18 protein-coding genes are annotated in these 25212 nt (G+C 46.9%); 7 read left to right on the top strand and 11 right to left on the bottom strand.

The genetic code is table 11. From position 1 onward, the window contains the following. Positions 1-169: 169 nt before the first annotated feature. The gene (locus IQ257_RS07345) at positions 170-2194 is read right to left on the bottom strand and encodes a phosphodiester glycosidase family protein (RefSeq protein WP_193873334.1); all 2025 of its coding nucleotides are present in this window, start codon (positions 2192-2194) and stop codon (positions 170-172) included. A gap of 745 nt (positions 2195-2939) precedes the next feature. On the opposite strand from IQ257_RS07345, the gene IQ257_RS07340 reads away from it, so the two are divergent. Continuing rightward, positions 2940-7865 carry a glutamate synthase-related protein gene (locus tag IQ257_RS07340; RefSeq protein WP_193873333.1) on the top strand — a complete coding sequence of 1642 codons (4926 nt, stop codon included), beginning with the start codon at positions 2940-2942 and terminating at the stop codon, positions 7863-7865. A gap of 514 nt (positions 7866-8379) precedes the next feature. Here the strand turns inward: IQ257_RS07340 and IQ257_RS07330 are convergent. From IQ257_RS07330 to IQ257_RS07315, 4 genes are all read right to left on the bottom strand, one after another. Then, on the bottom strand, positions 8380-9519 hold the full coding sequence (locus tag IQ257_RS07330; RefSeq protein ID WP_193873331.1) for a sensor histidine kinase KdpD: 1140 nt from the start codon (positions 9517-9519) through the stop codon (positions 8380-8382). 94 nt (positions 9520-9613) lie between these two features. Then, positions 9614-10276 carry a response regulator gene (locus tag IQ257_RS07325; RefSeq protein ID WP_193873330.1) on the bottom strand — a complete coding sequence of 221 codons (663 nt, stop codon included), beginning with the start codon at positions 10274-10276 and terminating at the stop codon, positions 9614-9616. 335 nt (positions 10277-10611) lie between these two features. Continuing rightward, positions 10612-10929 (bottom strand): hypothetical protein, encoded by a 318-nt coding sequence (locus tag IQ257_RS07320; RefSeq protein ID WP_193873329.1) that lies wholly within the window; start codon positions 10927-10929, stop codon positions 10612-10614. A 235-nt stretch (positions 10930-11164) separates the two neighbouring features. After that, positions 11165-11347 carry a hypothetical protein gene (locus tag IQ257_RS07315; RefSeq protein WP_228060496.1) on the bottom strand — a complete coding sequence of 61 codons (183 nt, stop codon included), beginning with the start codon at positions 11345-11347 and terminating at the stop codon, positions 11165-11167. Between the two features lie 149 nt (positions 11348-11496). On the opposite strand from IQ257_RS07315, the gene IQ257_RS07310 reads away from it, so the two are divergent. Genes IQ257_RS07310 through IQ257_RS07300 form a run of 3 tightly spaced genes read left to right on the top strand, consistent with a single transcriptional unit; the run spans position 11497 to position 15626 of the window. After that, positions 11497-14667, top strand: a complete 3171-nt coding sequence (locus tag IQ257_RS07310) for an HsdM family class I SAM-dependent methyltransferase (protein WP_193873328.1) — start codon at positions 11497-11499, stop codon at positions 14665-14667. 1 nt (position 14668) lies between these two features. Beyond that, positions 14669-15427, top strand: a complete 759-nt coding sequence (locus IQ257_RS07305) for a hypothetical protein (protein ID WP_322744232.1) — start codon at positions 14669-14671, stop codon at positions 15425-15427. Between the two features lie 7 nt (positions 15428-15434). Then, a complete protein-coding gene (locus IQ257_RS07300) occupies positions 15435-15626 on the top strand; it encodes a hypothetical protein (protein WP_193873327.1) in 192 nt (63 codons plus the stop codon). Here the strand turns inward: IQ257_RS07300 and IQ257_RS07295 are convergent. From IQ257_RS07295 to clpB, 4 genes are all read right to left on the bottom strand, one after another. After that, complete coding sequence (locus IQ257_RS07295) at positions 15623-16390, bottom strand: ChaB family protein (RefSeq protein ID WP_193873326.1); 768 nt, start codon at positions 16388-16390, stop codon at positions 15623-15625. The two genes, IQ257_RS07300 and IQ257_RS07295, sit on opposite strands and share 4 nt — an antisense overlap. A 129-nt stretch (positions 16391-16519) precedes the next feature. Further along, on the bottom strand, positions 16520-16717 hold the full coding sequence (locus IQ257_RS07290) for a hypothetical protein (RefSeq protein WP_193873325.1): 198 nt from the start codon (positions 16715-16717) through the stop codon (positions 16520-16522). A gap of 111 nt (positions 16718-16828) precedes the next feature. Further along, the gene (locus tag IQ257_RS07285; RefSeq protein ID WP_193873324.1) at positions 16829-17032 is read right to left on the bottom strand and encodes a hypothetical protein; all 204 of its coding nucleotides are present in this window, start codon (positions 17030-17032) and stop codon (positions 16829-16831) included. 171 nt (positions 17033-17203) lie between these two features. Further along, complete coding sequence (clpB, locus tag IQ257_RS07280) at positions 17204-19831, bottom strand: ATP-dependent chaperone ClpB (RefSeq protein ID WP_193873323.1); 2628 nt, start codon at positions 19829-19831, stop codon at positions 17204-17206. Positions 19832-20198: 367 nt separating this feature from the next. On the opposite strand from clpB, the gene IQ257_RS07275 reads away from it, so the two are divergent. From IQ257_RS07275 to IQ257_RS30680, 3 genes are all read left to right on the top strand, one after another. Further along, complete coding sequence (locus IQ257_RS07275) at positions 20199-21269, top strand: PDDEXK nuclease domain-containing protein (protein ID WP_193873322.1); 1071 nt, start codon at positions 20199-20201, stop codon at positions 21267-21269. Between the two features lie 387 nt (positions 21270-21656). After that, on the top strand, positions 21657-21878 hold the full coding sequence (locus IQ257_RS07270) for a hypothetical protein (protein WP_193873321.1): 222 nt from the start codon (positions 21657-21659) through the stop codon (positions 21876-21878). 230 nt (positions 21879-22108) lie between these two features. Beyond that, complete coding sequence (locus tag IQ257_RS30680; protein ID WP_265584459.1) at positions 22109-22234, top strand: hypothetical protein; 126 nt, start codon at positions 22109-22111, stop codon at positions 22232-22234. Positions 22235-22247: 13 nt separating this feature from the next. On the opposite strand, the gene IQ257_RS07260 is transcribed toward IQ257_RS30680, so the two are convergent. Continuing rightward, complete coding sequence (locus IQ257_RS07260; RefSeq protein ID WP_193873320.1) at positions 22248-23498, bottom strand: pentapeptide repeat-containing protein; 1251 nt, start codon at positions 23496-23498, stop codon at positions 22248-22250. A 191-nt stretch (positions 23499-23689) separates the two neighbouring features. Then, entirely contained in the window at positions 23690-25174 is a 1485-nt protein-coding gene (gene glgA / locus IQ257_RS07255; protein WP_193873319.1) for a glycogen synthase GlgA, read from the bottom strand. Positions 25175-25212 lie beyond the last annotated feature (38 nt).

Raw genomic sequence — 25212 nt, 5'->3', positions numbered from 1 at the left:
GGTGAGTATTATGGCAAGTTATAAACCAGAAAAAAGCCAACCACAATTAACCATAGCAAACTAAATTCATCTCCTGTCACTAGTTGGCGGGGTGAATTAGTCAAATTATATGAACTCTTTACATTGAGACGATGGGGCTTTACAAAAACTTCAAATAATTAACCCCTCCTTAAGGAAGAGTGGAACGAAAGAGTCCCAGAGCATTATGAACGCGGGCTGCCGTATCAGGAGAACGGTCAAGGAGATGACCTCCCAGAAAAAGTCCCGTTGAACTGCCACCGTCAAAATTAAGGGCATCAACAGCTCCGAGTTGTTGCATAAGCTGACCCATTTCCATGAGAGTGACACCGCGCCCGCCTGTGCCATAGTGAACGGCAGCCATAATTAGAGTGCCTGGGGCGGTAGTACCGATGCTAGAGCGGACCGCAGCTTGCTGGATAAAGGCATCACTAAATTGTTCGGCTTTGGCATCCAAAACAATTTGTCCGTTTTGCACTAAAAGAGGACCAGCACCCAGGATGTGCGGATAGCTATTGAACTCAGCCGGTACGGTGCTGCTCTCTATTCGCAAACCCTCTCCAATGCCGAGCAAATTAGTATCGAAAGTCGTACCGTTAGAGCGTAGGGTTAGGAGGTAGCCGTTAGTAGGAATGGCAAAGGTTTCGGTGCCTGCCACCCCTCCTGGTAGCTGAGTCATGATCTGATCGTTTTGAACAACAAAAATGACTTCATTATCAACCAGGGGGGTGTAGGTGGCTCCCCATTCCGGTGTATAGCGAGATATGCCACCTTGAACGTAGCCGCTATTGAGAAAAAGTATAGGGAAACGCGCTCCTCCGGAGGTGACTAAGGTTTCGCTGAGGCTGAGGCGTCCGACTTGAAATTGACCTTGATCAGTCCAAGCGATCGCACCCCGGTTGAGAATTGGACCTGAAAACCAGCGCCCATCGCGGCGAATTGCCCCCAAAGGTAATTGGTTGTTGCGATTGAAAAAACCAGCGTTAATGGCTGCAACTGCCTGCCATAACTGAGCGGTTTGAATCAGGGGAGCAGTTCCTACCTGGGTACTCGGATTGCTCCAAATCGGTCTGAAAAGTGTACCAGAGGTTTTAGGGTTAATTTCTAGCCACACCACTGGAAATCGTTCATCCCCCAGATTCACGTAGCGCTGATGCCACTGGATTCCCGGTGCCCAAAGGATATTCTTTTCCACCATGGCATCCGGTCGCAGGTCGATCACCAAACGATTGGGATTCGGTACACTAAAAACCTGCATCCGCTGTCCCTGTGGAATATCGACACGGATAGTCGTTTGGTTCTGACCGTTTTCAAGTCGGATAACAGGTTCATCCTCTTGCGCCCCAACGGATATCGGTGCTGTATCTTCCTGCCCTTGCACCTGTTCGGTTGGGGGAGGAGTAAATCGTTCAACCAGTGAGGGATCGGCTAGGGCTTCCAGGTTAATTGAGCCTTCTGTGCGGCGATCGCTGATTTGCCAGGGAGTTGGACGATCTAAATCGATGACAATCCGAAAGCCCCACGGTTGAACCCCCATTCTGATATTCTGCACCCGTGCGGGTATCGAAGAGAGGCGTAATGTATCCCCTTCAACTTGCAACTGCCAGCCAACCTGTCTGGCAAAATCGGTAATATCCAGATAGCGATAAGCACCACTAAGCTGACTAGGGAGAACTAGGGGTGTCGTGGGTGAAGCAGAAAACCACTGAATCGGCTGTCGAGTGAAATCGCCCGTACTCAAGAGTTCTATCCCTAGAGCTTGCTGCACTCCCACATCACTGATGCCCGTGCGCACCGACCCTCCTACCTGCCATTGTTTCCAAGCAACGGTTAATGTGCGACCGTTTACCGACAACTTGGTGCCTTGCCCAATGACTTGGGGTGGCTGCTGAGACAAGAATGTTACCTGACGCGGAGGCGCTTTCTCCTTCAACACTTGGTCTTCTGCCAGTTGGCGTTCTAGTTCGGCAGTGGCACGGACGGCTAAAATTTGCACAAATTCCTGCATTTGCAAGCTTTGCAAAACTAGGAGTTTAGTCGTTTGAGTTGGCGTAGCTGCCAGGGAAGGAGATGAGTGGGAAAGCGTGAGGAGTAAAAGGGCAATTTGCCACTTAAGCTGAGTTATCCAGCCGTTGTCATTACCCATGCCCGTCTTGGGCGTTACTCTGAGAATCATCTAGCAGCCTCTTTGACCCAGAATCTGGTCTTGTAAAAGTTGGTGGTTGAAGCTTTCGGCAGCATATCAAGAAATAATGACTTAATAGCACTCGTCTTGTTAGCTTGAGCTTCATAATAGTTAAGTAAGACACCTTCGGAGGTTTCCCCGAGCTTGCTCAACTTGCCCCTCCTGCGGCATTACCCTAGTCAGTACAGTAGGGCTGCTATTGGAAACGTCTTACCGAGGGTAAACCTAGTCGATTAAGTCACGGATACAGTAAAGTACATCATTTTCTGTAGTGAAAGTTACAGTAGTCACTCCTAAATAGGGGGGATTGCGATAGGAGAGTATTTCCTAGTAAGATGTCTAATCTCCCAACTTAGGAGGGTGTCCGTATCTGGGGGGAGCTGTAATAGTTTGAAGCAAGCACTAGAGCTGCTTACCACTCTGGTCAGCCGCCAGATGGTTGACCCAAGCCCTAAACCCACAATTGAAAATTTTCTGTGCTGTTCCAAGCGTCAAGCCTCTCCAGTCGAATTGCATCCAGCGTAACTTGAGGATGTATCTTTCTTGTCAGACACTGACGCTAGTGCGCATCCATCATCAACACAAGATTGTATTCCCTAGACTCTCCTTTAACGTAAATTGTTTCTAATTTCTTCAAGTCTTGTAGCAGTCAAGCTTAATTCTGTTAGAGGGTTAACCGCCTGAAAATCTGTAAATTTGTATCAGTAAAAACAACAAAAACAACGTGAATCATCCGATGGAAAACAGGAGCATCACCAAAAATCAATACGATCATCTTGGGAATCGAGGCGATATGCCTTATCCAGGTCAACGATGGTTGGTCGAAGAACGAGATGCCTGCGGCGTTGGCTTTATTGCTTCAACCGCAGGTACTGCCAGCCACAAGTTAATCGAACAGGCATTAATTGCTCTGGGTTGCCTGGAACATCGAGGAGCTTGTAGTGCTGACCAAGACTCTGGGGATGGTGCAGGTTTAATGACTGCCATTCCCTGGAAACTATTCGAGCCTTGGTTTGCCGAGCAAGGAATTACCATGCCACCGACTGAGCAGTTGGGAGTGGGTATGGTGTTTCTACCCAGAGATGGAACGCTTGTGAGGAAAGCCCGCGAAACAGTGGAGAACGTATTAAAACAAGATAACTTGACTGTTTTAGGCTGGCGAAAAGTTCCCGTGCAAGAGTCGGTTGTTGGTTCGCAAGCGCGAGAAAATCTGCCCCAAATCGAGCAGGTGTTTGTGAGTTCCATGGGCGAACGGGGCGATGATCTAGAGCGAACTTTGTTTAGATTTCGCCGTCAAATTGGCAAAGCTTTAGAAACGGAAGGAAGACTAAAGTGGTCTGACGATTTTTACATTTGCTCGTTCTCCAACCGCACAATTGTCTACAAAGGCATGGTGCGTTCAGTCGTGCTAGGAGAATTTTACACAGACTTAAAAAATCCTGACTACCAAAGCACCTTTGCCGTTTATCACCGACGCTTCAGTACCAACACAATGCCCAAGTGGCCCCTCGCTCAACCCATGCGACTGTTGGGACACAACGGCGAGATTAATACACTGTTGGGAAATATCAACTGGATGATGGCTCGTGAAGCAGATTTAAGCCATCCGCTATGGGGAAGCCCGACTCAAGAGTCAGAAATCAGGACTCAAGAAGCAGCCCTGGAAATGCCTGCCGAAGCCCCTCATACAGAATTAGAAGACCTTAAACCCATTGTCAATCCTGACAACAGTGATTCGGCAACCTTAGACAACGTGCTGGAGTTATTGGTGCGTTCCGGACGCAGCCCTGTAGAAGCATTGATGATTATGGTGCCAGAGGCGTACCAAAATCAACCGGATTTGGAAAACTACCCGGAGATTATCGATTTTTACGAATACTACAGCGGTATTCAGGAAGCCTGGGACGGTCCAGCTCTATTAGTATTCAGCGATGGAAAAACCGTAGGAGCAACCCTTGACCGTAACGGACTGCGACCAGCGCGTTATAGCATTACGCGGGATGGTTATGTGGTCGTATCCTCAGAAGCTGGGGTTGTAGACTTACCCGAAGCCGAAATTATCGAAAAGGGTAGGCTTGGACCAGGGCAGATGATTGCTGTGGACTTAGAAAACCACGAAATTCTCAAAAACTGGGAAATCAAACAGCGAGTAGCAAAAGCCCTGCCCTATGGGGAATGGCTGGCGCAGCACCGCCAGGTTTTGCAGCCGCAATCCTTTGAATCAACTCCCCAGCTTCAAGAGCGAGAGTTACTGCGCCAACAAACTGCCTTTGGCTATACGGCTGAGGATATCGAGATGATACTCCAGCCCATGGTCGCTCAAGGAAAAGAAGCCACCTTCTGCATGGGCGATGACATTCCCTTGGCGGTACTCTCTAATAAGCCACGCTTGCTCTACGACTACTTCAAGCAACGCTTTGCCCAAGTCACCAACCCACCCATCGACCCTCTACGGGAAAGTTTGGTAATGTCCCTGAGCATTGAGCTAGGTGAACGGGGCAATTTACTCGAAGCCAAACCCGAATATGCTCGACTTTTGAAGCTGAAGAGTCCTGTACTCAACGAGGCAGAGTTGGAGGTGGTGAAAACCTCCGAGTTTAAGACAACCCAACTGTCTACCTTGTTTGAAATTGCCACAGGTCCAGGGGGACTCGAAGTCGCCGTACACCGTTTGCGCGACCAAGCGGCAGAAGCCGTGAAAGCCGGGTCTAAAATTCTGGTTCTGAGTGATAAGATTGACCCTTCGACTTCCTTCGACTTCGCTCAGGACAAGTCGCTCAGGGTCAATGCTTCGGCTTCGCTCAGCATTAACGGCGGTGCAAGGGAAAGCCACAGTTATATCCCACCTCTATTGGCAGTGGGTGCTGTTCACCACCACCTAATCCGCCAGGGGCTGCGGATGAAGGCATCGATTGTGGTGGAAACGGCTCAATGCTGGAGTACCCATCACTTCGCCTGCTTGATTGGTTACGGTGCTTCGGCAATTTGTCCCTACCTCGCTTGGGAATCCGTGCGCAGTTGGTGGTCAGATTCTAAGACTCAGAAACTGATGGAACGGGGCAGACTGGAGAGCATCACCATCGAAGAAGCTCAGAAAAACTACCGCAAGGCAGTAGAAGCCGGTTTGTTGAAAATTCTCTCGAAGATGGGCATTTCCTTGCTGTCGTCTTACCAAGGAGCGCAAATTTTTGAGGCGATTGGTATTGGTTCAGACTTGCTAAAACTGGCGTTTGCTGGTACGACTTCCCGCTTGGGTGGTTTGAGCGTTGCTGAGTTGGCACAGGAAGTTATTTCCTTCCATCAGCGAGCCTTCCCGGAATTGAGTGGCAAGAAACTGGAAAACTTCGGGTTTATCCAGTACCGTCCGGGTGGGGAATATCACATGAATAGCCCGGAAATGGCGAAGGCGCTGCATAAGGCTGTTTCCTCTGCTGAGCGAAGCCGAAGCATTAACCCTTCGGCTTCCTTCGACATCCTTCGACATCGCTCAGGACAAGTCGCTCAGGACAAGTCGCTCAGGGTTCAGTCTACGAGTAACGGTAAACAGACAACCGCTTCAGAACAGGAGGCTTACGACCACTACGAAGTCTACAAGAAATACTTAGAAGAACGTCCCGTAACGGCGTTGCGGGATTTGTTGGACTTCAAGAGCGATCGCACTCCCATCCCAGTTGAGGAAGTCGAACCCGTGGCGGATATTGTGCAGCGGTTCTGTACGGGTGCGATGTCTCTGGGCTCCCTATCGCGGGAGGCACATGAAACCTTAGCGATCGCAATGAATCGTATCGGTGGCAAGTCCAACTCTGGTGAAGGCGGCGAAGACCCTGTTCGCTTCAAAATACTGGATGATGTGGATGAAAGCGGAAATTCTCCCACCCTGCCTCATCTGAAAGGTTTGCGGAATGGAGATACCGCAAGTTCAGCAACCAAGCAGGTGGCATCAGGTCGCTTTGGGGTGACGCCGGAGTACCTGATGAGTGGCAAACAACTGGAAATCAAAATCGCTCAGGGTGCCAAGCCGGGAGAAGGGGGTCAGTTACCGGGTAAAAAGGTTAGCCCTTATATTGCGATGCTACGGCGCTCTAAGCCAGGAGTGCCGCTGATTTCACCACCCCCTCACCACGATATTTATTCTATTGAGGATTTGGCGCAATTGATTTTTGATCTGCACCAAATCAATCCCCAAGCTCACGTGTCGGTGAAGCTAGTGGCAGAAATCGGTATCGGTACAGTTGCGGCTGGGGTAGCCAAGGCGAATGCCGATGTCATCCAAATTTCCGGTCACGATGGCGGAACCGGGGCATCTCCGCTGAGTTCTATTAAGCACGCTGGAGTGCCTTGGGAACTGGGTGTGACGGAAGTGCATCGGGTGTTGATGGAAAATCAACTGCGCGATCGCGTTCTGCTACGGGCAGATGGGGGCTTCAAGACGGGTTGGGATGTCGTGATGGCAGCGTTGATGGGAGCTGAAGAATATGGCTTTGGTTCCGTGTCGATGATTGCCGAAGGCTGCATCATGGCGCGAATTTGCCACACCAATAACTGTCCGGTTGGGGTTGCTACGCAGCAGGAACACCTGCGTAAGCGGTTTACGGGAATGCCAGAGAATGTGGTGAACTTCTTCTACTTTGTAGCCGAGGAAGTGCGATCGCTCTTGGCACGCTTGGGGTATCGGAAATTAGAAGAGGTCATCGGTCGGGCTGACTTATTGAAGGCGCGGGAGAATGTTACGCTGACCAAGACTTCAACGTTGACGGTGAAGTGCCTAACTGATTTACCCGATACCCGGAGTGAGCGTAGTTGGCTTCAGCATGAAGAGGTTCACAGCAACGGACCCGTCCTCGACGATCGACTGCTGGCAGATGAGGGTATTCAATCTTGCCTCTGCAACCAAGGGTCTGTGACTAAGACTCTAAACGTTGTCAATACTGACCGAACCGTAGGAGCAAGGTTGGCGGGTGCGATCGCCAAGCAATACGGAAACACTGGCTTTGAGGGGCAAATTACCCTTAACTTCAAGGGTGCTGCTGGTCAAAGCTTTGGTGCCTTTAATCTCCCCGGTATGACGCTAATCTTGACCGGTGAAGCCAACGATTACGTCGGCAAGGGTATGCATGGTGGTGAGATTATTATCAAGCCTCCAGCCGATGCCACCTACGACCCCGCCGAAAATGTGATTGTGGGCAATACCTGCCTCTACGGTGCTACTGGCGGTACTCTGTTTGCCAATGGTGGTGCAGGTGAGCGGTTTGCCGTCCGCAACTCCAAAGGTCAAGCTGTCATTGAAGGTGCTGGCGACCACTGTTGCGAATATATGACCGGTGGTGTTGTTGTGGTTTTGGGTCATGTCGGTCGTAATGTTGGTGCTGGCATGACCGGCGGTTTGGCATACTTCTTGGATGAAGATGGCAGTTTCCCGGCAAAAGTTAACCCGGAAATTGTCAAGATGCAACGGGTAACAACATCGGCTGGGGAGCAACAGCTCAAAGAGTTGATTCAAGCCCATGCTGACCGAACGGGTAGCGCTAAAGCCAAGCTAATTCTGGCAAACTGGTCTGACTATCTACCGAAATTCTGGCAAGTCGTGCCGCCTTCAGAGGAAGATACTCCAGAAGCAAATCCTGAGGCAGTGAAAGAACGGCAGTTGAGTTCGGTTCAGTAACAGAGTAGGGAGTGGGGAGTAGGGAGTAGGGAGTAGGGATTAAAATTCCCCCATCTTCCCTGCTCCCTTGCACCCCTGCACGCAATTATTGCGGGGGATAGCGGTTTTTGAAGATGAACCACTGCTTCCTAAAAGGTCGAGTAACCTTGAAAATAAAGAGAGTGACGGGTTTCTCAACCCACTCAGGAATGAACACTCCGACTAAACCCCGTCCATCATCTACTTGGAAGAGGACAAAAAATCTCTCTAGAAAGTAGAGGACTAAAAGTCCTCCGACAAAATTAAAGAGATGACTTCCCACATACAACCCAAAAATTCTGAGGAACCAAAACCTTAGGGGAACCCAAATAAAAACCCTCACAATAAAGGAGGTTGTGAGAAATATTATTAAATTTTTCATTTTTTTAAAACGGCTGCTCTGAGTCACTAAGGCGTAGCTTTTTAATCAAAAATGGAGATAAGCCTAAAGTCTTTTGAAATTCGAGTTTGGACTAATTAAAATTTTGCGAATTCCTTAGGAACGAGATTTTTGTGTAGCAATGATGTGCAAATCTACATCTGTGAGATACCGCGTCAACTGTTGAACGGTAGAACCGCGCAATAATAACTGCCAGCGAGATTTTTGACTTTGCCCTAGCACAACTTGAGTGATATGGTACTTGAATGCCGTATCAGCGATCGCTTTCGGAGTATTTGAGCTAGTCACCCGCAGGAACTCACCCCCAAATTGCTGGCAAAACTGCTTACACATCTCGATATACAGGCTTTCATCCTTAGTCAAAAAACGCTCTGGATGAGCAACGTACAAGGCATAGAGACGCGATCGCATTTGGCTAGCGAGCCGCGCTCCTCGTCGCAGAAGTTGAGACGAATTCGCATAAGTCGAAACACACACCAAAACCCGCTCGTGGACGCTGCAATAGCGATCGCTTGGTGTCAAGGATTCGGCTGCTTGTTCGAGGTTGTCAGCGACTTCCCGCAACGCCAACTCCCGCAAGGCAACTAAGTTGCGCCGCTGGAAGAAGTTTTGGAGGGATTGTTCTATTTTTTCAGGGGCATAGATTTTGCCTTCTATCAATCGCTCTTTTATCGTTTCTGGTGTCACATCAACAATAACTACTTCATCCGCCTCGTCTAAAAGGCGATCGGGTATCCGTTCTCGGACGACAACCCCGGTAATTTTTGCCACTAAGTCATTGAGGCTTTCTAAGTGCTGGATATTAACGGTGGAAAAGACATTAATTCCGGCTGCCAGAATTATCTCAACATCCTGGTAGCGCTTTTCGCGGGGCAAACCGGATACGTTGGTATGCGCCAGTTCATCAACGAGAACGAGTTGCGGTTGACGCGCCAGAACAGCATCGGTATCCATTTCCGTCAGTGTGGTGTTGTCTTGCTGGATTTTCAATAGGGGTAGAGTTTCCAGTTCCTCAGCCACTTCTGCGGTTTCTTGGCGTCCATGAGTTTCCAGCAAACCAATGACAACATCAATCCCTTGTGTCCTCAGTTTGTGAGCTTCTTGTAACATTCGGTAAGTCTTGCCAGCCCCCGGAGCCATACCAATATACATTCGATGCTTTCCTCGACTGCTTATCGGGGGTTCGTAAGAGGCAGATGAAGCAGACTGCTCAATGAGTTTGTCCTTACTAATCATTTTGATAAAATTAAGATAGTATACCTGACAATAAGCTTATGCATTAGGTAAATTAAATACTCACAGTGATGCTTTTCATTAATAATCCCATGAGCTATTTCATTGTTGGGCGATTTTTAGGTGATCGCGAAACTCGATCGAGGTTGTTTTGCGCGGGTTTGTAGGTCGGATCGAGGCTGACTGCCACTCGGTAATTCTTTAAAGCCTCACAGAAATTGCCATCGACTTCCTGCAATTCGCCCAAAAGAGTAAAAGCTTCAGATTGGGATGGGTCACAGCCAATTGCTTGTTTAACATGGGCGATCGCTTTATCTAATCGTTGCTTGTTAGCCCAGCTTTTTGCGAGTTTCATAGCACCCTTATAGTCAGCATTCTGCTCCATACTGAGAGATTCGCGCTTTAACACATCAGCAACCAAGTTGCGCAGTTCCTGTGGGGTAAAGGGTTTTTCCAAAAAATCCGCTGCACCCAATTTCATCGCTTCGACGGCATTCTCAACTGTACCGTGTCCCGAAATAATAATGACTTGGATATCCGACTGCATCTCAACAACACGTCGCAGTACCTCTAAGCCATCCATTCCCGGCATTCTCAGATCTAGCAGAATTAGGTCGTAGTCTTCGGTTTGTAACTGTTTGAGGGCATCCTCACCATCAACAGCAGTCATAATCTGATAGTCTAAGGGGTCTAACGACTGAGCGATCACCTGCCGAATATTTTTCTCATCATCCACGATTAAAATCCTGGCATTCGCCATTGTCTCAATCTCCTAAGTGTTTAACTCACACTTTTATTGTTTCAGGAGATTGGGGAAAATGGACGAGCATTACTTATTTCTACAACCCTTTATTGGTTTCAATCTTTTTAATTTTGGGTTAGAAGTCTTTCCTATTGTGGTGTTAGAAGTGGGCTTTACCCGATTAGTTTCTTTTATAAATCGATCCTCTAGCGCTATTCTCTTCAATCACAATGCTGCCGATTTCCACTTTTTCTCCGCCTAGAGTGACAAAAGAGCGCTATTCCCCATTGAATCGGGCAAAGGGGTGTTGGTGTGTTCCCTTGCCCTTTTGCCTATTCTTCAGCATTTGGCGGCTAGTTAGTGAGCGCTCCGCCATTGTAAGCCACAGACCATTCCCCATTCACGCTCAAGCAGACATCAAATCCCAAGCTATGAGATTTGGTTGCATAGTAGCGGTATCCAATCATTAAGGCATTTCGCAATGCTTCAGCGAAGCATTCAATCCGGATTGTGCGATATTGTAATAACACTCCTAAGCTATTTTTCAGTTTGTAGGTTTCAAGTGTTATTTCGCAGGGTTGCAGCGCTTCCCTGTGCAGACTATCTAAGGAATCAAGCCATAAGGAAATTACTCGCTTGTCTAGCTGAAGGCTCAGGGTTTGATTATCCATACTTCCAGAAAATTGCTTGGTGGAGGCAGAGGCAGAAACTATACATCTCTCTAAAGGATGATATTACAAAAACTCGGCTTTTGTCTCGTCTCTGAGTGAAGGTGATATCCTCTCTGCGGGGGTATAGAGGGAAATTTGGGCAGATTTTCCCAGCTTTGCTGACAATCTCTCCTTTAGGGGTAGCAGATTTCATGGCAATTGAGCTGAGATGCTGTTAGGTTGACCATCTTTTCTACTATGCCACTTTGGTATAGTTAGCTTTAGCCCGTTGCTTAAAACTTTCAAAATCCACCCCTGGAGATTTTTCTGCTGTTTCCCAGACTTCGTTAACAATTTCAGACAGTGGGGGTATTACCAGCAGGATGTATTGACCTACATCTTTGCCCTTATTCCCCGCCACCTTGAGGGCTAATGGCATTTTCTCCGGAAAGTCTTTCCAATCTTGCTGAACCCAGAAGACTTCATCATCTTAAGGAGGATACTGTAGCTTAGTAGCAGAGAACAATGACTCAGGTGGCAAAGATAGCCTTAAGGTAAAGTTACACTCTGCTACCGCGAACCAATCGTATGCCGCAGTCTGGACTACTAGAACTGGCTCATGAGAAGCTTTACTGGCCCAATCCCAGTCAAATTTGGCAACCATCTGGGGCTGGATCGAGTATTTATGCGCAGCTTGCTCGAGAAAAACTGGAAAGAACTATCAGAAACCTTCCAGATGGGGCTGGTGTACAAGTAGGAGTGCTGGCAGCAAATCCTAACGGAGACGAAACTGAAGCGCCTATTGCTGTAGTCTGCGATTTCCAAAGACCAGTATCAGAGGCTACCCTTAGAGAAACCTATAGACTCGCATGGAGTTTCTCCCGATCCCCCTCATTGATCACGTCAGAGCCAGACCGTTTAAGAGTTTGGACGTGTTACGAAGAACCACCAACTGAGTCTGATATCCTCACCCCAGTCGATGAAATTTCAAGGAGAGAGCTTGAATCGCTCGGTCAACCCTCTCTCTCACAACAGGCTGCTGAAACCCTACGCCTCCACTGGGCTGATTTGGTGTCTGGTCAGTTTTTCCAAGAACATAAAGAGCGGTTTCAACGAAGCCATTCTGCTGACCAGATGCTACTAAGCAACCTCAAGAGTGTCCGTCGGCAACTAAGAAGGCTGAACCTCGATTACGACACTATCCACGATTTACTAGCAAGAATTATTTTCATTCAATTCCTATTCGATCGGAAAGACTCTCAGGGCAATCCTGCTCTGAATGCAGAATTTCTTGCTCACTTGCATGAAATTGGAGAATTATCTGTTAGATACCGTGATTTACCTGAAATCTTAAAAAACCACAGAGACACTTATAAGTTTTTTCGCTGGTTAAACGATAAATTCAATGGAGATTTATTCCCCGGAAAAGGAGCTACAGAAACGGAACGTGAAGCTGAATGGCAAGCAGAGGAACGAAAGGTTACTCAGCGACACCTCAATCTACTTACAGAGTTTGTTAGTGGTGAGTTGGAGATGGAAAGTGGACAACGTTGTCTTTGGCCCCAGTATTCCTTTGATGCAATACCGCTAGATTTTATCAGCAGTATATATGAAGAATTCGTTAGAGAAAATGATTCTGATATAAGTGTTCACTACACGCCGGGACACATAGTTGACTTTATCCTTGATGGTGTTCTTCCTTGGGATAGTGAAGTTTGGGATGTGAAGATTCTCGATCCTGCTTGTGGATCGGGGATTTTCCTAGTAAAAGCATTTCAACGACTAATTCATCGTTGGAAGAAAGCTCATCCGGGTGAGGAAATAACATCAAATATCTTGCAATCTCTGCTTGAGTGTAATCTGTTTGGTGTTGATGTCAATCGTCAAGCTGTAAGGGTTGCATCTTTTAGTCTCTACCTGACTATGTGCGATGAAATCGATCCTCGGCATTATTGGCAGGAGGTTCACTTTCCAATACTACGAAAGCGACGATTGATAGATAAAGACTTCTTTCGAGAAGATATAGAAGGTTTCCGTACAGTTGCAGATGCTGCAAAGTACGATTTGGTCATAGGTAATGCACCTTGGGGCAAGAATAGTATGACTTCACTTGCCAAGTCTTGGGCAAAAGAAAATGAATGGATCAGTCCTTACGGCAATATCGGTCCCCTCTTTTTGTCCAAAGCGGCTGCCTTGACTAAGGCTAGTGGAAAAATCTCAATGATGCAACCTGCTCTTGCCCTGATTTTTAATCAGGTTACGACGGCTAAAAAATTCCGAGAAAAGCTGTTTTCAGAATTTAAGATTGAGGAAATAGTTAACTTAGCCGCATTGCGTTTTGGACTCTTCAAAGAAGCTATTTCGCCTGCTTGCATCATCACAATGTCCTCGATACCTCCAGATGATAAGCCTTTGACATACATCTGTCCAAAGCCAGTTCGCACAAATGAAGATGACTATCGCATAGTTATGGAGCTACAAGATATCAATATAATTTACCAGCAAGAGGCGATAATAGATCCTTTAGTGTGGACAGCGTTAATGTGGGGGGGAAGACGCGATCTAGCTCTTCTTCGGAGATTGAAGCAACTAAATAGTCTGGCAAAGCTGGAAAATAGTCAGATCGCTGTGTCTGCTCAAGGTATTATTAGAGGTAATCGTAAAGAGCGGCATGAAGCGCTTTTGGAAAGACGGATTTTAAAAGAAAAAAAATTTCCTGATAGAACTTTTATTTACCTTAATACAGAACTTCTTGATATTAACGAAGATCCATATGCAGAGCGTCCAAGAAAAGAGAAGTCAAGTGCTTTTGAGTCACCACAGTTGATAATAAAACAAAGTTGGCAGGCAGACTCTAAAAGATTTCAATCTGCTATAGCTGAATTGGATCGACAGACAAATAAAGGTATTATTTGCTCTGAAAGTTACGTCAGCGTTCATGTTTATGAGGAGGATATTTCAGTTTTAGAAGCAGCCTGCTTAAGTTACAACAGCAAGCTATCAGTGTATTATCTACTACTTTCAAGCGGTCGTTTTGCATCTTATATTCCAGAAGTTAAGCCAGGAGACTTATTGCACGTACCAATTCCCGATCCTCGCCCAGGATTAGTACAGAACATTGAGACGATTGACGATGTAGATCGCTGCATCCGTCAAGCATTCTCCTTTAAAGACAGTGAGTGGATACTGATTGAGGATCTCTTTAATTACACATTGCCAGATTTTAAAGGGGACGGTTCTTCTCCGGGGCGGCAGAAAACTTGCCGCAGCGCTCAAAGGCAGTCGCACAGACAGATTGAGCCAGAGTTGAGTGTATATTGCGAGTATTTCTTGAGAGTCCTCAAAGCAGGATTCGGTCAGGATAAGAATGTCTGCGCTACTATCTTTCAGGAGCAGAACATAACTCACCTTCCTGTCCGCTTAGTAGCAATTCATCTCAACAGACCTAACTGTGAAGGGGTAAATATAGAGCCTGTTGATTCTCTCGAGTTATTGGAACGATTGGAGAGGTTGAATCAAATGTTCTTGGAGAAAGGGAATACAGAAGATGGTGGAATATTTTATCAGCGTGTTGCCAAGGTATATGATTCTGTTCAATGGAATGGGCTAACAGTTCCCACTATCTATTTAATCAAGCCTGACAAAATCCGTTACTGGACTCGCTCTATGGCTTTACGAGATGCTGATGAGGTTGCCGCAGATATTATGATGTCGCGCACGGAATTGGATAGAGAATTGCAGGTCGTGGAGAAGTCATAGCGTGGCTAGGAGACGACCAACGATACTGGAAGTGCGATTACCAAATACACCTGACTTTGTTCAATTAGCTCAAGAGTGGTGTGGAGATGCGTCAATGATTCTCCTTGCATTTGTCTGGGACGGATACGATCTGCTGCATGAAGTTCTATCGCAAATTAACTGGAATCAAGACTATGAGGAGTTGGAAAGGAGTATAACTCAACGTTTTGTGCCAATGATTCGCAAACGGATGACGGGAGATGAGCCATTTTCAGTTGAGCATGGTCCCTACGAATTTGAGACTCGAATGCCACCACCAGCGCAATCGCCACAGTATGATATTGCGTTTGTTCTGTATGATAAACCAGGAATTATGTGGCCTTTAGAAGCTAAAGTTTTGCGTTCTGTAAAGGCAGTTGCTCCCTATGTAAAAGACATTAAAAATGAATTCCTTAAATGTCGATATGCACCGTTTTCCAGTGAGGGGGGAATGTTGGGCTATCTTCTTTCAAGCGAACCAAACAAGGCATTTAGAAGTATTCAAGCTAAGCTTGATTGTGAGCTAAATCACCATCCGCGATTTCCAACTCGCTACCACAAAACCTCAGACCATCAGCGCACAGTTCCAGAAGGCAAAAATTACCCCCGTGATTTTCGTTGTCACCATCTGATTCTACAGATTTTTGGGGATATACATGAGGAACAGGCGCTGCCAGACAATACGGCTCAATCTATACCCGGTAATCCTGTCAACGATTGTCAAAGCTCACCACCTCCGTGATGCAATCTTGGAGGCGATCGCTTTCCTAGCAGTGATTAGTGGTGCCGATGGGTGGATAGCAATAGAAACTTACGCCAACTCCAAACCAGAAAAGATAAGAAAAATAAAAAGCCTACCTAGGCACGCTACCCTACAGAAAGCCGCCCTAGCAGGCATCTATATTTATATAGCCCCAGACTTGAGTCTGACAGAATTCTAAGCCGTTACCTTCTGCTTCGACCAAACCCCATTTTCATCTTCTTCATACTGCTGATGAATGATTTCCCAAGCGGCTTGTTCTGCCTGGATGGGGTCTTGATTCTCATCATAGACGGTGTTGTAACGCTCAATAAACGTCCTCTGAGCATCTTCAGAGAGATGAGAACGAACTTCAGGCGACAAGTCATTGGCATCATTACACTTGCCAGGACAGGGACGAGGTAAAGTCATATCGCTGGTATGCACTTCCTCCCCACCTGCACTTTCCATCAACAACTGGTATTGCCCAGATTTACCTGCCGGAACTTCTGCCATCACCAGAAACTCACCCGCTTCCAGACGAGTTTGATACACTGTTGCCTTTTCTTCTGGCATTCCCATCGCTACGAAAACTGACACTAGCCCTGCACCTGCACTCCCAGCTAGCGCACCACTAGCTGCCCCTAGCAGCACTGCACCCACAGGACCAGCAGCTACCACCGGACCCACAAAGGGAATAAATAATACACCGACACCGCTAAGTAAACTCAAAATAGACCCGAACAAAGAGCCAAAAACTGCCCCTGTTCGTAGTCCCCCTAAAATTACATCCTTTTTAGAGATAAATCCGGCAATCCGAGTTTGGGACTGGAAATTCTTACCCATTACCGAAATATGGTCTTGAGGAACTCCCCGTTCCATCAGTCGCCGCACTACCCCATCAACTTGCTCTTGTTTCTTAAATACGGCGGAAACCGTGCGTTCTGCTCTGTACTCGTCAGCCATCTAGACCCTCCATAAGCATTAATTTTTGGCACCACTGCCTATAGAAGGCTACTCAAGGCAACAATCTCCTTACATCGCCCTTAAGGTTGATAAGCTGCTTGCTGTGTATCGAATTTGATCAGACTGCCCTCAATAACGGCGGGTTTTTTGAACGCCATAAACAATTCCTGTACCAATGGAGAGGAAAATTAATAGTAAAAGGATGCCACCTGGCATAAACGTGAGAATGCCAAAGCCTCTAAGCAGATAAACCAAAAGAGTAACTGCCAAAGTTGTGCCAAAAATGTAAGCATAGAGTAGAGTTTCTGAGCGAGGATGGGAACTCATAATCTTAAAGTTTAGAGTTGAAATTTCGGGAGAGAAGGTTTTGAGCTAAATGTTAGGTGTGGGAGTGCGAACAGATATTGATAAGCTCTTAAAAACCTAAAGTATTGACGATTAACGCCTTACACTGATACCGCCAAGGATACCTAAACCAATCGCAAAGAGAATAATTGCCCAAATGATGTAGATCGGAATTTGCTTAACCACACCAAGTCCCAGCAAAAGCAAAACGAAGGCAGCCAGCAGCAATCCGACACCAAGAGCAATGCCAACAATATACAAAAAGACTTTTGTGCCTTGATCGGGGGGTTGATTCACAATCGAGTTCCTTGAAATAACTGGACAACTACGGCACTTATTTTTACATAAGCAGTAGCCTTATTTGTCAGCCTCAAGGTTACTTCGCCCTAATCTGGCTTCAGAAGAAGAAAAAGAAAAACAGGCTGCGTCACCACACAACCTGTTCTAGCCTAGCATCTAGCCTGGAAATTAGCCTAAGTGAGTGGTCAGCAACTCTGCTGGCAGGCGCTTGAATACCAATCGTTCATTTTCCACATCCACAAAAATAGTGTCGCCATCATTAAACTCACCCCGCAGGATGCCTTTAGCTATTTGGGTTTCCAACTCTCGCTGAATGGCTCGCTTCAGTGGTCGTGCGCCGAATACCGGATCATACCCTACATCTGCCAAAAAGTCAATGGCAGCTTCCGAGAGCTTCAGAGACATCTTGCGCTCCCCTAACCGCTGTTCTAAGCGCTGAGTTTGCAGTAGGACGATATTGCGCAACTGATGTTTTTGCAGAGCGTGAAAGATAATCACTTCATCAATCCGGTTCAGGAACTCCGGACGGAAGTTAGTCCGCATCGCATCCATCACCCGACTCTGCATCTCGTCATACTGCGAATCATCTCCAGCAACATCTAAGATGTACTGGGAACCAATATTACTGGTCATAATGATGACGCTGTTCTTAAAGTCCACCGTATGACCTTGAGCATCGGTGACGCGACCATCATCAAGAATTTGCAGCATTACGTTGAAGACATCGGCGTGCGCCTTCTCGATTTCATCAAACAGAATCACCGCATAAGGACGGCGGCGAATGGCTTCAGTAAGTTGACCGCCTTCTTCGTAACCAATGTATCCTGGAGGCGCTCCAATCAAGCGGGAGACAGAGTGCTTCTCCATGTACTCGGACATATCAATCCGCACCATGGCGTCTTCGGTATCGAATAGATAAGCCGCTAGCGCCTTCGCTAATTCTGTCTTACCTACACCCGTCGGACCTAAGAAAATGAAGCTAGCAGTTGGGCGATTGGGGTCAGACAAACCTGCACGCGATCGCTGAATCGCATCGGCAACCGCAGCAACGGCTTCCTCTTGTCCTACTACGCGCTGATGTAATTCATCTTCGAGGTGCAGTAGCTTTTCTTTCTCTGACTCTACTAACTTGCTGATGGGAATACCCGTCCACTTGGAGATAATTTCAGCAATATCAGACTCAGTCACTTCCTCCCGTAGCAGCGATTTACCACTGGTTTGGGTTTCAGCTAAATTGGTTTCTGCTGCCTGCAAAGATTTTTGCAACTCAGTTAATTTGCCATATTTCAACTCAGCCGCTCGGTTGAGGTCGTAGTTGCGCTCTGCCTGCTGAATTTCCAGATTAACTCGGTCAATCTCTTCTTTAATGCCCTGAATTCGCTCAATTACGTCTTTTTCCGACTGCCACTGGGCATTCAAGGTGCGCTGGTCTTCTTTAAGGTTAGCCAGTTCTTTTTCCAGCCGTTCTAACCGTTCAATAGAAGCGGGGTCGCTTTCTTTTTGCAGCGACAGCTTCTCCATTTCCAACTGGAGGATTTTACGGTCGATTTCATCAAGTTCTTCGGGTTTGGAGGTAATCTCCATTTTCAGCCGTGCCGCCGCTTCATCAACGAGGTCAATGGCTTTATCGGGTAAGAAGCGATCGCTAATATATCGCGTTGATAAGGTCGCTGCAGCAACTAGGGCGCTGTCAGAAATTTTAACGCCGTGGTGAACTTCGTAGCGTTCTTTGAGTCCTCTCAAAATTGAGATAGTATCGACAACGCTAGGTTGGTCAACGTAGACTTGCTGGAACCGCCGTTCTAATGCCGCATCTTTCTCGATATACTTGCGGTACTCATCTAGGGTGGTAGCACCAATACAGCGCAACTCGCCTCTAGCCAGCATGGGTTTGAGCAAGTTCCCCGCATCCATTGACCCTTGGGTAGCACCTGCACCGACGACGGTATGGATTTCATCGATGAACATGATGATTTGCCCCTTGGAGTCGGTGACTTCTTTGAGTACCGCTTTCAGGCGTTCTTCAAATTCACCTCTAAACTTGGCACCTGCAATTAGTGCGCCCATGTCTAGGGCAATCAGTTTCCGATCTTTGAGAGACTGAGGCACGTCACCCGCAACAATGCGCTGTGCTAATCCTTCGGCAATAGCAGTCTTACCCACTCCGGGTTCCCCAATGAGTACCGGGTTATTTTTGGTACGGCGAGAGAGAATTTGCACGGTGCGGCGAATCTCATCATCCCGCCCAATTACTGGGTCAAGTTTGCCTTCCCGTGCCGCCTCTGTCAAATCACGTCCGTATTTTTCCAGTGCTTCGTATTTGCCTTCTGGGTTTTGGTCGGTCACTTTCTGGTTCCCCCGAATTTGGGTGATCGTGCTTCTAAGCTTCTTTTCATCCAGTTTAAATTCTTGGAATAAGGCTTTGCCAAAGCGATCGTCTTTGACATACGCTAGCATCAGATGCTCAATCGAGATGTAGTCGTCTTTAAGTTCTTTGCGATAGGAGTCAGCTCGGTCTAACAGGGTATCAAGGCTGCGTCCGAGGTAGACAGAACCGCTGCTACCAGATACTTTGGGCTGGCGTTGGATGAAGCTTTCGGTTGCTTCGCGCACTCGCTGCACGGATACTTCAGCTTTACTGAGAATGCTGGTAGCGAGTCCATTTTGATCGAGTAGCGCTTTCATCAGGTGTTCGCTCTCGATTTGTTGTTGCTGGGAAGCTTTGACAATATCTGGCGTTTGGGCGATCGCTTCCCAGGCTTTTTCTGTAAATTGATTAGGATTAGTCGGTTGCATCGTCGTAAATCGCTTACTATTGAACCTATGACTTAGATAATTCCTCTAACTGCCCCAATTGTAAAAAGCCGGATGCGATCGCTAGGATCGGTGTTCACCCCTTCGGTAGGGGGTATTGCCGTCTTGAGGAGCTGACCTTTATATCGCATTAATGTTGAAAGGTAGGATTGACCTAATTAAGGAAGTTTCAGCCTCAATTAACCCATCAGAACTAATGACATGAACCACTAGTGCAGGCTGGCGTCAATACGCCTACCATTTCTCAATGACACCAATATTCAATCGGCTAGCAGCTTAATGGTAGGTAAACTTACGTCCGTGTGTACTAGTGTACTTGCAATATATTGAGTTGTAAGGTACTCGTACTGTGTCGGAGCGACCATCTCCCATCCCAGAGAACTATGATGACTTCTTGCATGACCTGAAAGAACGCATTAGGAGCGCCCAGGTGCGGGCAGCCCTTTCAGTCAACCGGGAATTGGTGCTGCTCTACTGGCAACTTGGACAAGATATCCTGACCAGGCAGCGACAGCAGGGATGGGGAGCTAAGGTGATCGATAGGCTAGCGAGTGACTTACAGAAGGAATTCCCTGATATGAAGGGGTTCTCGCCACGTAACCTCAAGTACATGAGAGCTTTTGCTGAAGCTTACCCGAATGAACCAATTGTGCAAGAGGTGCTTGCACAAATTACCTGGTATCACAACATCGCCCTGATTGAGAAGTTGAAATCGCCAGAGGAGCGGCTGTGGTACGCCCAGAAAACCGTCGAACACGGCTGGAGCCGTAATGTTCTCGTTCACCAAATTGAAACGGGTTTACACCGTCGATTGGGCGCTGCACTCACCAACTTTGAGCGAACACTCCCCAAGCCTCAATCCGATCTGGCACAGCAGCTATTGAAAGACCCTTACAATTTCGAGTTTCTCAGTCTTGGTGAGGAAGTCCAGGAAAGAGATTTAGAACGTGCTTTGGTCAACCACATCCGTGACTTTTTGCTGGAGTTAGGAGTAGGATTTGCGTTTGTAGGGAGCCAGTATCACCTAGAAATCGAAGGAGACGATTTCTACATCGACCTGTTATGTTACCATCTGCGGTTGCGCTGTTATGTGGTCATCGATCTGAAAATGAAAGAGTTTCAGCCGGAGTATTCGGGCAAGATGAACTTCTACATCTCAGCCGTGGACGATTTGCTACGTCACTCAGATGACCAACCCACCATCGGCATCATCTTGTGCAGAGGGAAAAAGAAGACAGTAGCCGAATATGCCCTGCGTGATCTCAACAAGCCCATTGGCATTTCGACTTATAAACTGAAGGATTCTCTGCCTCAAACACTCCAGGGCAATCTACCAACCCTAGAACAGCTAGAGATAGAGTTGAATACAATGGCATCAGAGATGGAGGCTGAAATTACCAGACCTCAAGATCAAGAGTAGAGCAGAAAAATGCATCTGTTTGTCTGCTCTAATGAAGTCGCTTTAGCGAATATTAATTCGTTCGGTTATCCCTAAAAGGGGGGTACGGAAAATATCAGGCACTTCTTATAAAAGCTTTTTATTATCAAGATGTACACCGAAAGTTAGCGGGGTGCTTTACAAGCATCCAACTAAGGTGTTACAACCCCTAGACGCGAATCCCCTGAAGTCCCATAAGTACCCATAAGTACGGTGGCAGGGCAAGTAATGCCAAAAGTTCACGCGGAAAGAATGGCGGAAAGAATGGCGCAAGTAGGAGGAAGAGAGGTTAAAGGGTGGAATAACTAACTTAAATGAGAAGGCGTGTAGAGCGCCTTGCTGCTTTCACTAGCAGAGAGGAAACTCTACATGACCCGCATCAAGTTAGTGAAACTAAGCCTCACTTTAGTAAACGGTTTGTTGACGGCTATGCTGTTCTTTAGCCAAGGCGACCCAGTAGCCCTTAAAACGGCGAAGACAATGATTAGCGTGATTGGATGGGGAATAACCCTAGTAGAGCAAGTAAAGCCGGAGCCTACAAAGCCGAAAGCTGAGAGGAAAAAAGAGAAAGTAGACAAACCATCTGAATAGGTTTAGGTATCTTCCGCCGTCACTGCTGACGGCTTTTTAATGTCTAGGTTTTAACTTTTGTTTGCTATATCTAGGCGCTCTCAGTGTTTTTAGGCACTCACCCGTCCTGACATCCCTCTGGCTTAATCGTCTCAAGAGTCTCACTCGTTGGCTAAGATTGCTCCGACTCCCACTGGACAGACTCTACCCCAGAGGAGTTAAATCAGGGACATCATGATGGGGGTCATAGGGTGAAACGAGACAGGCATGGCAAGGGAAAAATATTATCCCAGGAAGAAATCCAATTGTTGTTCAGTCAGGGTCTGACAAATTTACGCGATCGCTTCCCCTCAGCGATCGCCATTGTACCAGTGTAACAGTTACTTATATTTAACGATTAACTCCGACTGCCCCTTTGAAATTCGTCTCATTCAAATTAGCACCGCTCAGATTTGCATCAATCAAGGATGCTAACCCAAAATCTGCCTGACTCAGGTTAGCATAACTCAAATTTGCCCCCGTCAAGTTAGCACCTCGCAAATCACATAGTGTTAAGTTGCTGTAAGTTAAATCAGCACCTGTCAGCTTGGCACTGATGAGACGGGCATTTTCTAAAGTAGCACCCACTAGGGTTGCATTGGTTAAGTCAGCATTTCGTAGTACTGCCTGCCGTACATCAGCACCGTTTAAATTAGCGTTAGTAAGTTTTGCGCTGTGCAAGTAAGCGGAGTGAAGTTTGGCACCTGCGAGTTGGGCCTTGGTGAGGTTTGCGATCGCAAATTTAGTATTGCTTAAATCTGCACGTTCCAAATTCGCCCCCGTTAGATTCGCCCGATTCAAACCTGCACCCTTCAACACCGCCCCGCTAAAATCAGCACCACTCAAATTGGCAATCTGGAGATTGGCGGCAGTTAGAACCGCCCCAGGAAGTTTTGTTCCTGCAAGTACTGCACCATTCAAGTCAGCTTGATTCAAATAAGCTTGACTCAAATCGGCACTACTCAAATTAGCATTATCTGCATTCACCGTATCCAGATTTGCACTATTGAGATTAGCTCCTGTAAGGTTAGCCCCACTAATATCAGCAACTTCCATTCGTGCCGCTTTTAAATTTGCTTCCGTTACATTAGCCGCCACTAAGTTAGCATTAGTAAGGTTAGCATTCTCCAAGTTGGCAGATGATAGGTTGGCATAGCTAAGTTGGGCGTTTCGCAAGTCCGCACGAGTTAACATAGCACGAGTCAGGACAGCCCCGTGTAAGTTAGCCCCCTGAAGATTGGTTCCCTGCAAATCAGAAACCACCATTTTATCGTTTTGCTGTCTAACTCCTAATTTTGCTTCTCTCAAATTAGCATTTTTCAGATTAGCCCCAGAAAGTTGGACTCCTGACAACTCGGCACCCGTTAGGTTTGCCTCGGTTAAGTTAGCATTCGATAGTTTAGCACCGTCTAATTTAGCATTTATTAGGTCTGCTTTCTGGAGATTTACATCTGTTAAATCAGCATCTGTGAGATCACACTCATAACAAGTATTAGTTCTTTTCAGCCGTTCTAAGTGTTCAGGATTAGCGGCTTTCACAGCGACAGCAAATCCTTGGCTGATTATAAAAGAAACAGTAAAGAGTAACGTTAACTGGGTCACGGGTTCTCAGGTTTCCTGTTGACTGGCGTCGATGTGTACCTAATTAGAATGGCACTGACCTAACTTAGTTCCTAGTCAGTACAAAGCGTGCCAGAATCGTAGGCATCGCATTGCTGACTACAAACTCCTTAAGTCAGTGCCATTCCCTCAACTCTGTTGCTTAACAACGTTCGGAATCCCCCGTATTTTAACTAGGGGATAAGTTGGTTGTGTCGAATAGATCTGTAAATTTCTAGATAGTCCTTCGCTGGGTAGTTCCACGAGTAGTCATAACTCATACCCTGAAGCACAAGTTTGCGGAATTCTTCAGGATAGTCCTGCCACAATCCAATTGCCCGATCCATTGCTGATTCCAGAGCGTGAGGGTCGGTATGATGGAACACGTAACCATTGCGTTCCTCAGGTAAGTGGTTTTCGTCGTAGTCTCGGTCAAAGACGGTATTGACTAAACCGCCGACTGCTCGGACAATAGGTACGGTGCCGTATTTCAAGCCAATCATCTGAGTTAATCCACAGGGTTCGTAATTACTGGGGACAATAATCATGTCAGCGCCAGCATAGATCAGGTGGGACAATTCTTCATTGAAACCCAGTTCTAAATGAACGTCGGGATTATCGTTCAAGAACTGTTTTTCGTGCCAAAAATGAGCGTTAATTCCGGATTCTGTGGCTGAACCTAACAGAACAAATTGCGCTCCTTTTTGGAGGGCGTAGTAAATTGCATGATGGACGAGGTGAACCCCTTTTTGATCGTCTAAACGACCAATGTAGGAAATCAGGGGCTTATCAACATCGCGCAGCAGGAGACGTTCGCGCAGGGCTTGTTTGTTTTTCGCCTTTCCTTCCAGGTTCTCTTTCGTAAAGTGGTAGGGAATGTAGCGGTCAACTTCAGGACTCCAAAAATCATTATCGATGCCATTGAGTACCCCTTTAAACTTATCTTGGTGCATATGTAACGTGTGACCTAAGCCACAACCCACCTCGCTGAAATGAGCTTCCCAAGCATGATTGGGTGACACGGTTGTTACGGCGTTGGAGTAAACGATGCCTCCTTTCATAAAGTTCAAGGCGAAGGGGTTGAAGTTATCGCGCAGGCGATCGTATTGTAAGAAATATGCTTCTTGATTTAGACCCGTTGCCCAAAGCGTTTCGGCTCCTCCCATACCCTGATGTTTAAAGTTGTGGATGGTGTAGCAAACCCGCTGATTGCCCATTTCATATTTATAGTTCTCGAAGAGCATGACAGGGACTAAGCCGGTTTGCCAGTCATGGCAGTGGATAACATCGGGGCGCTTGTTGCTCTTGAACAGAAATTCTAAAGCGGCTTTGCTGAAGAAGGCAAACCGCATATTGTCGTCGTTGCAACCGTAGTAACAGCCTCGATTGAAGAAATTATCCTGGGAGTGGGGTTCGATGAAGAAGCACAGTCGCCCGTGTACCCAACCACAATAGACAGAACAGTGAATTACACCACCATACCAGGGTACCCACAGGTTGAGGTAGGCGTCGTGGAGTCCCCAGATATGGTCGTAGCGCATGCAATCGTACTTCGGCAGAATAAGTTCGACGCAATGACCCTGATTTTCTAACTCCCGACTCAGACCGTAAACGACATCCCCCAAGCCTCCAGCTTTGATGACGGGAGCACATTCAGAGGCAATTTGTACGATGTACATAGCTACTCCTCACAAAAGGCAAATGATATTGTCTTAAC

This window comes from Coleofasciculus sp. LEGE 07092 (assembly GCF_015207375.1).
Taxonomy (GTDB): Bacteria; Cyanobacteriota; Cyanobacteriia; order Cyanobacteriales; family Coleofasciculaceae; genus LEGE-07092.
Note: the sequence above shows the minus strand (reverse complement) of the source record. Positions and strands in the feature narration are given on the sequence as shown.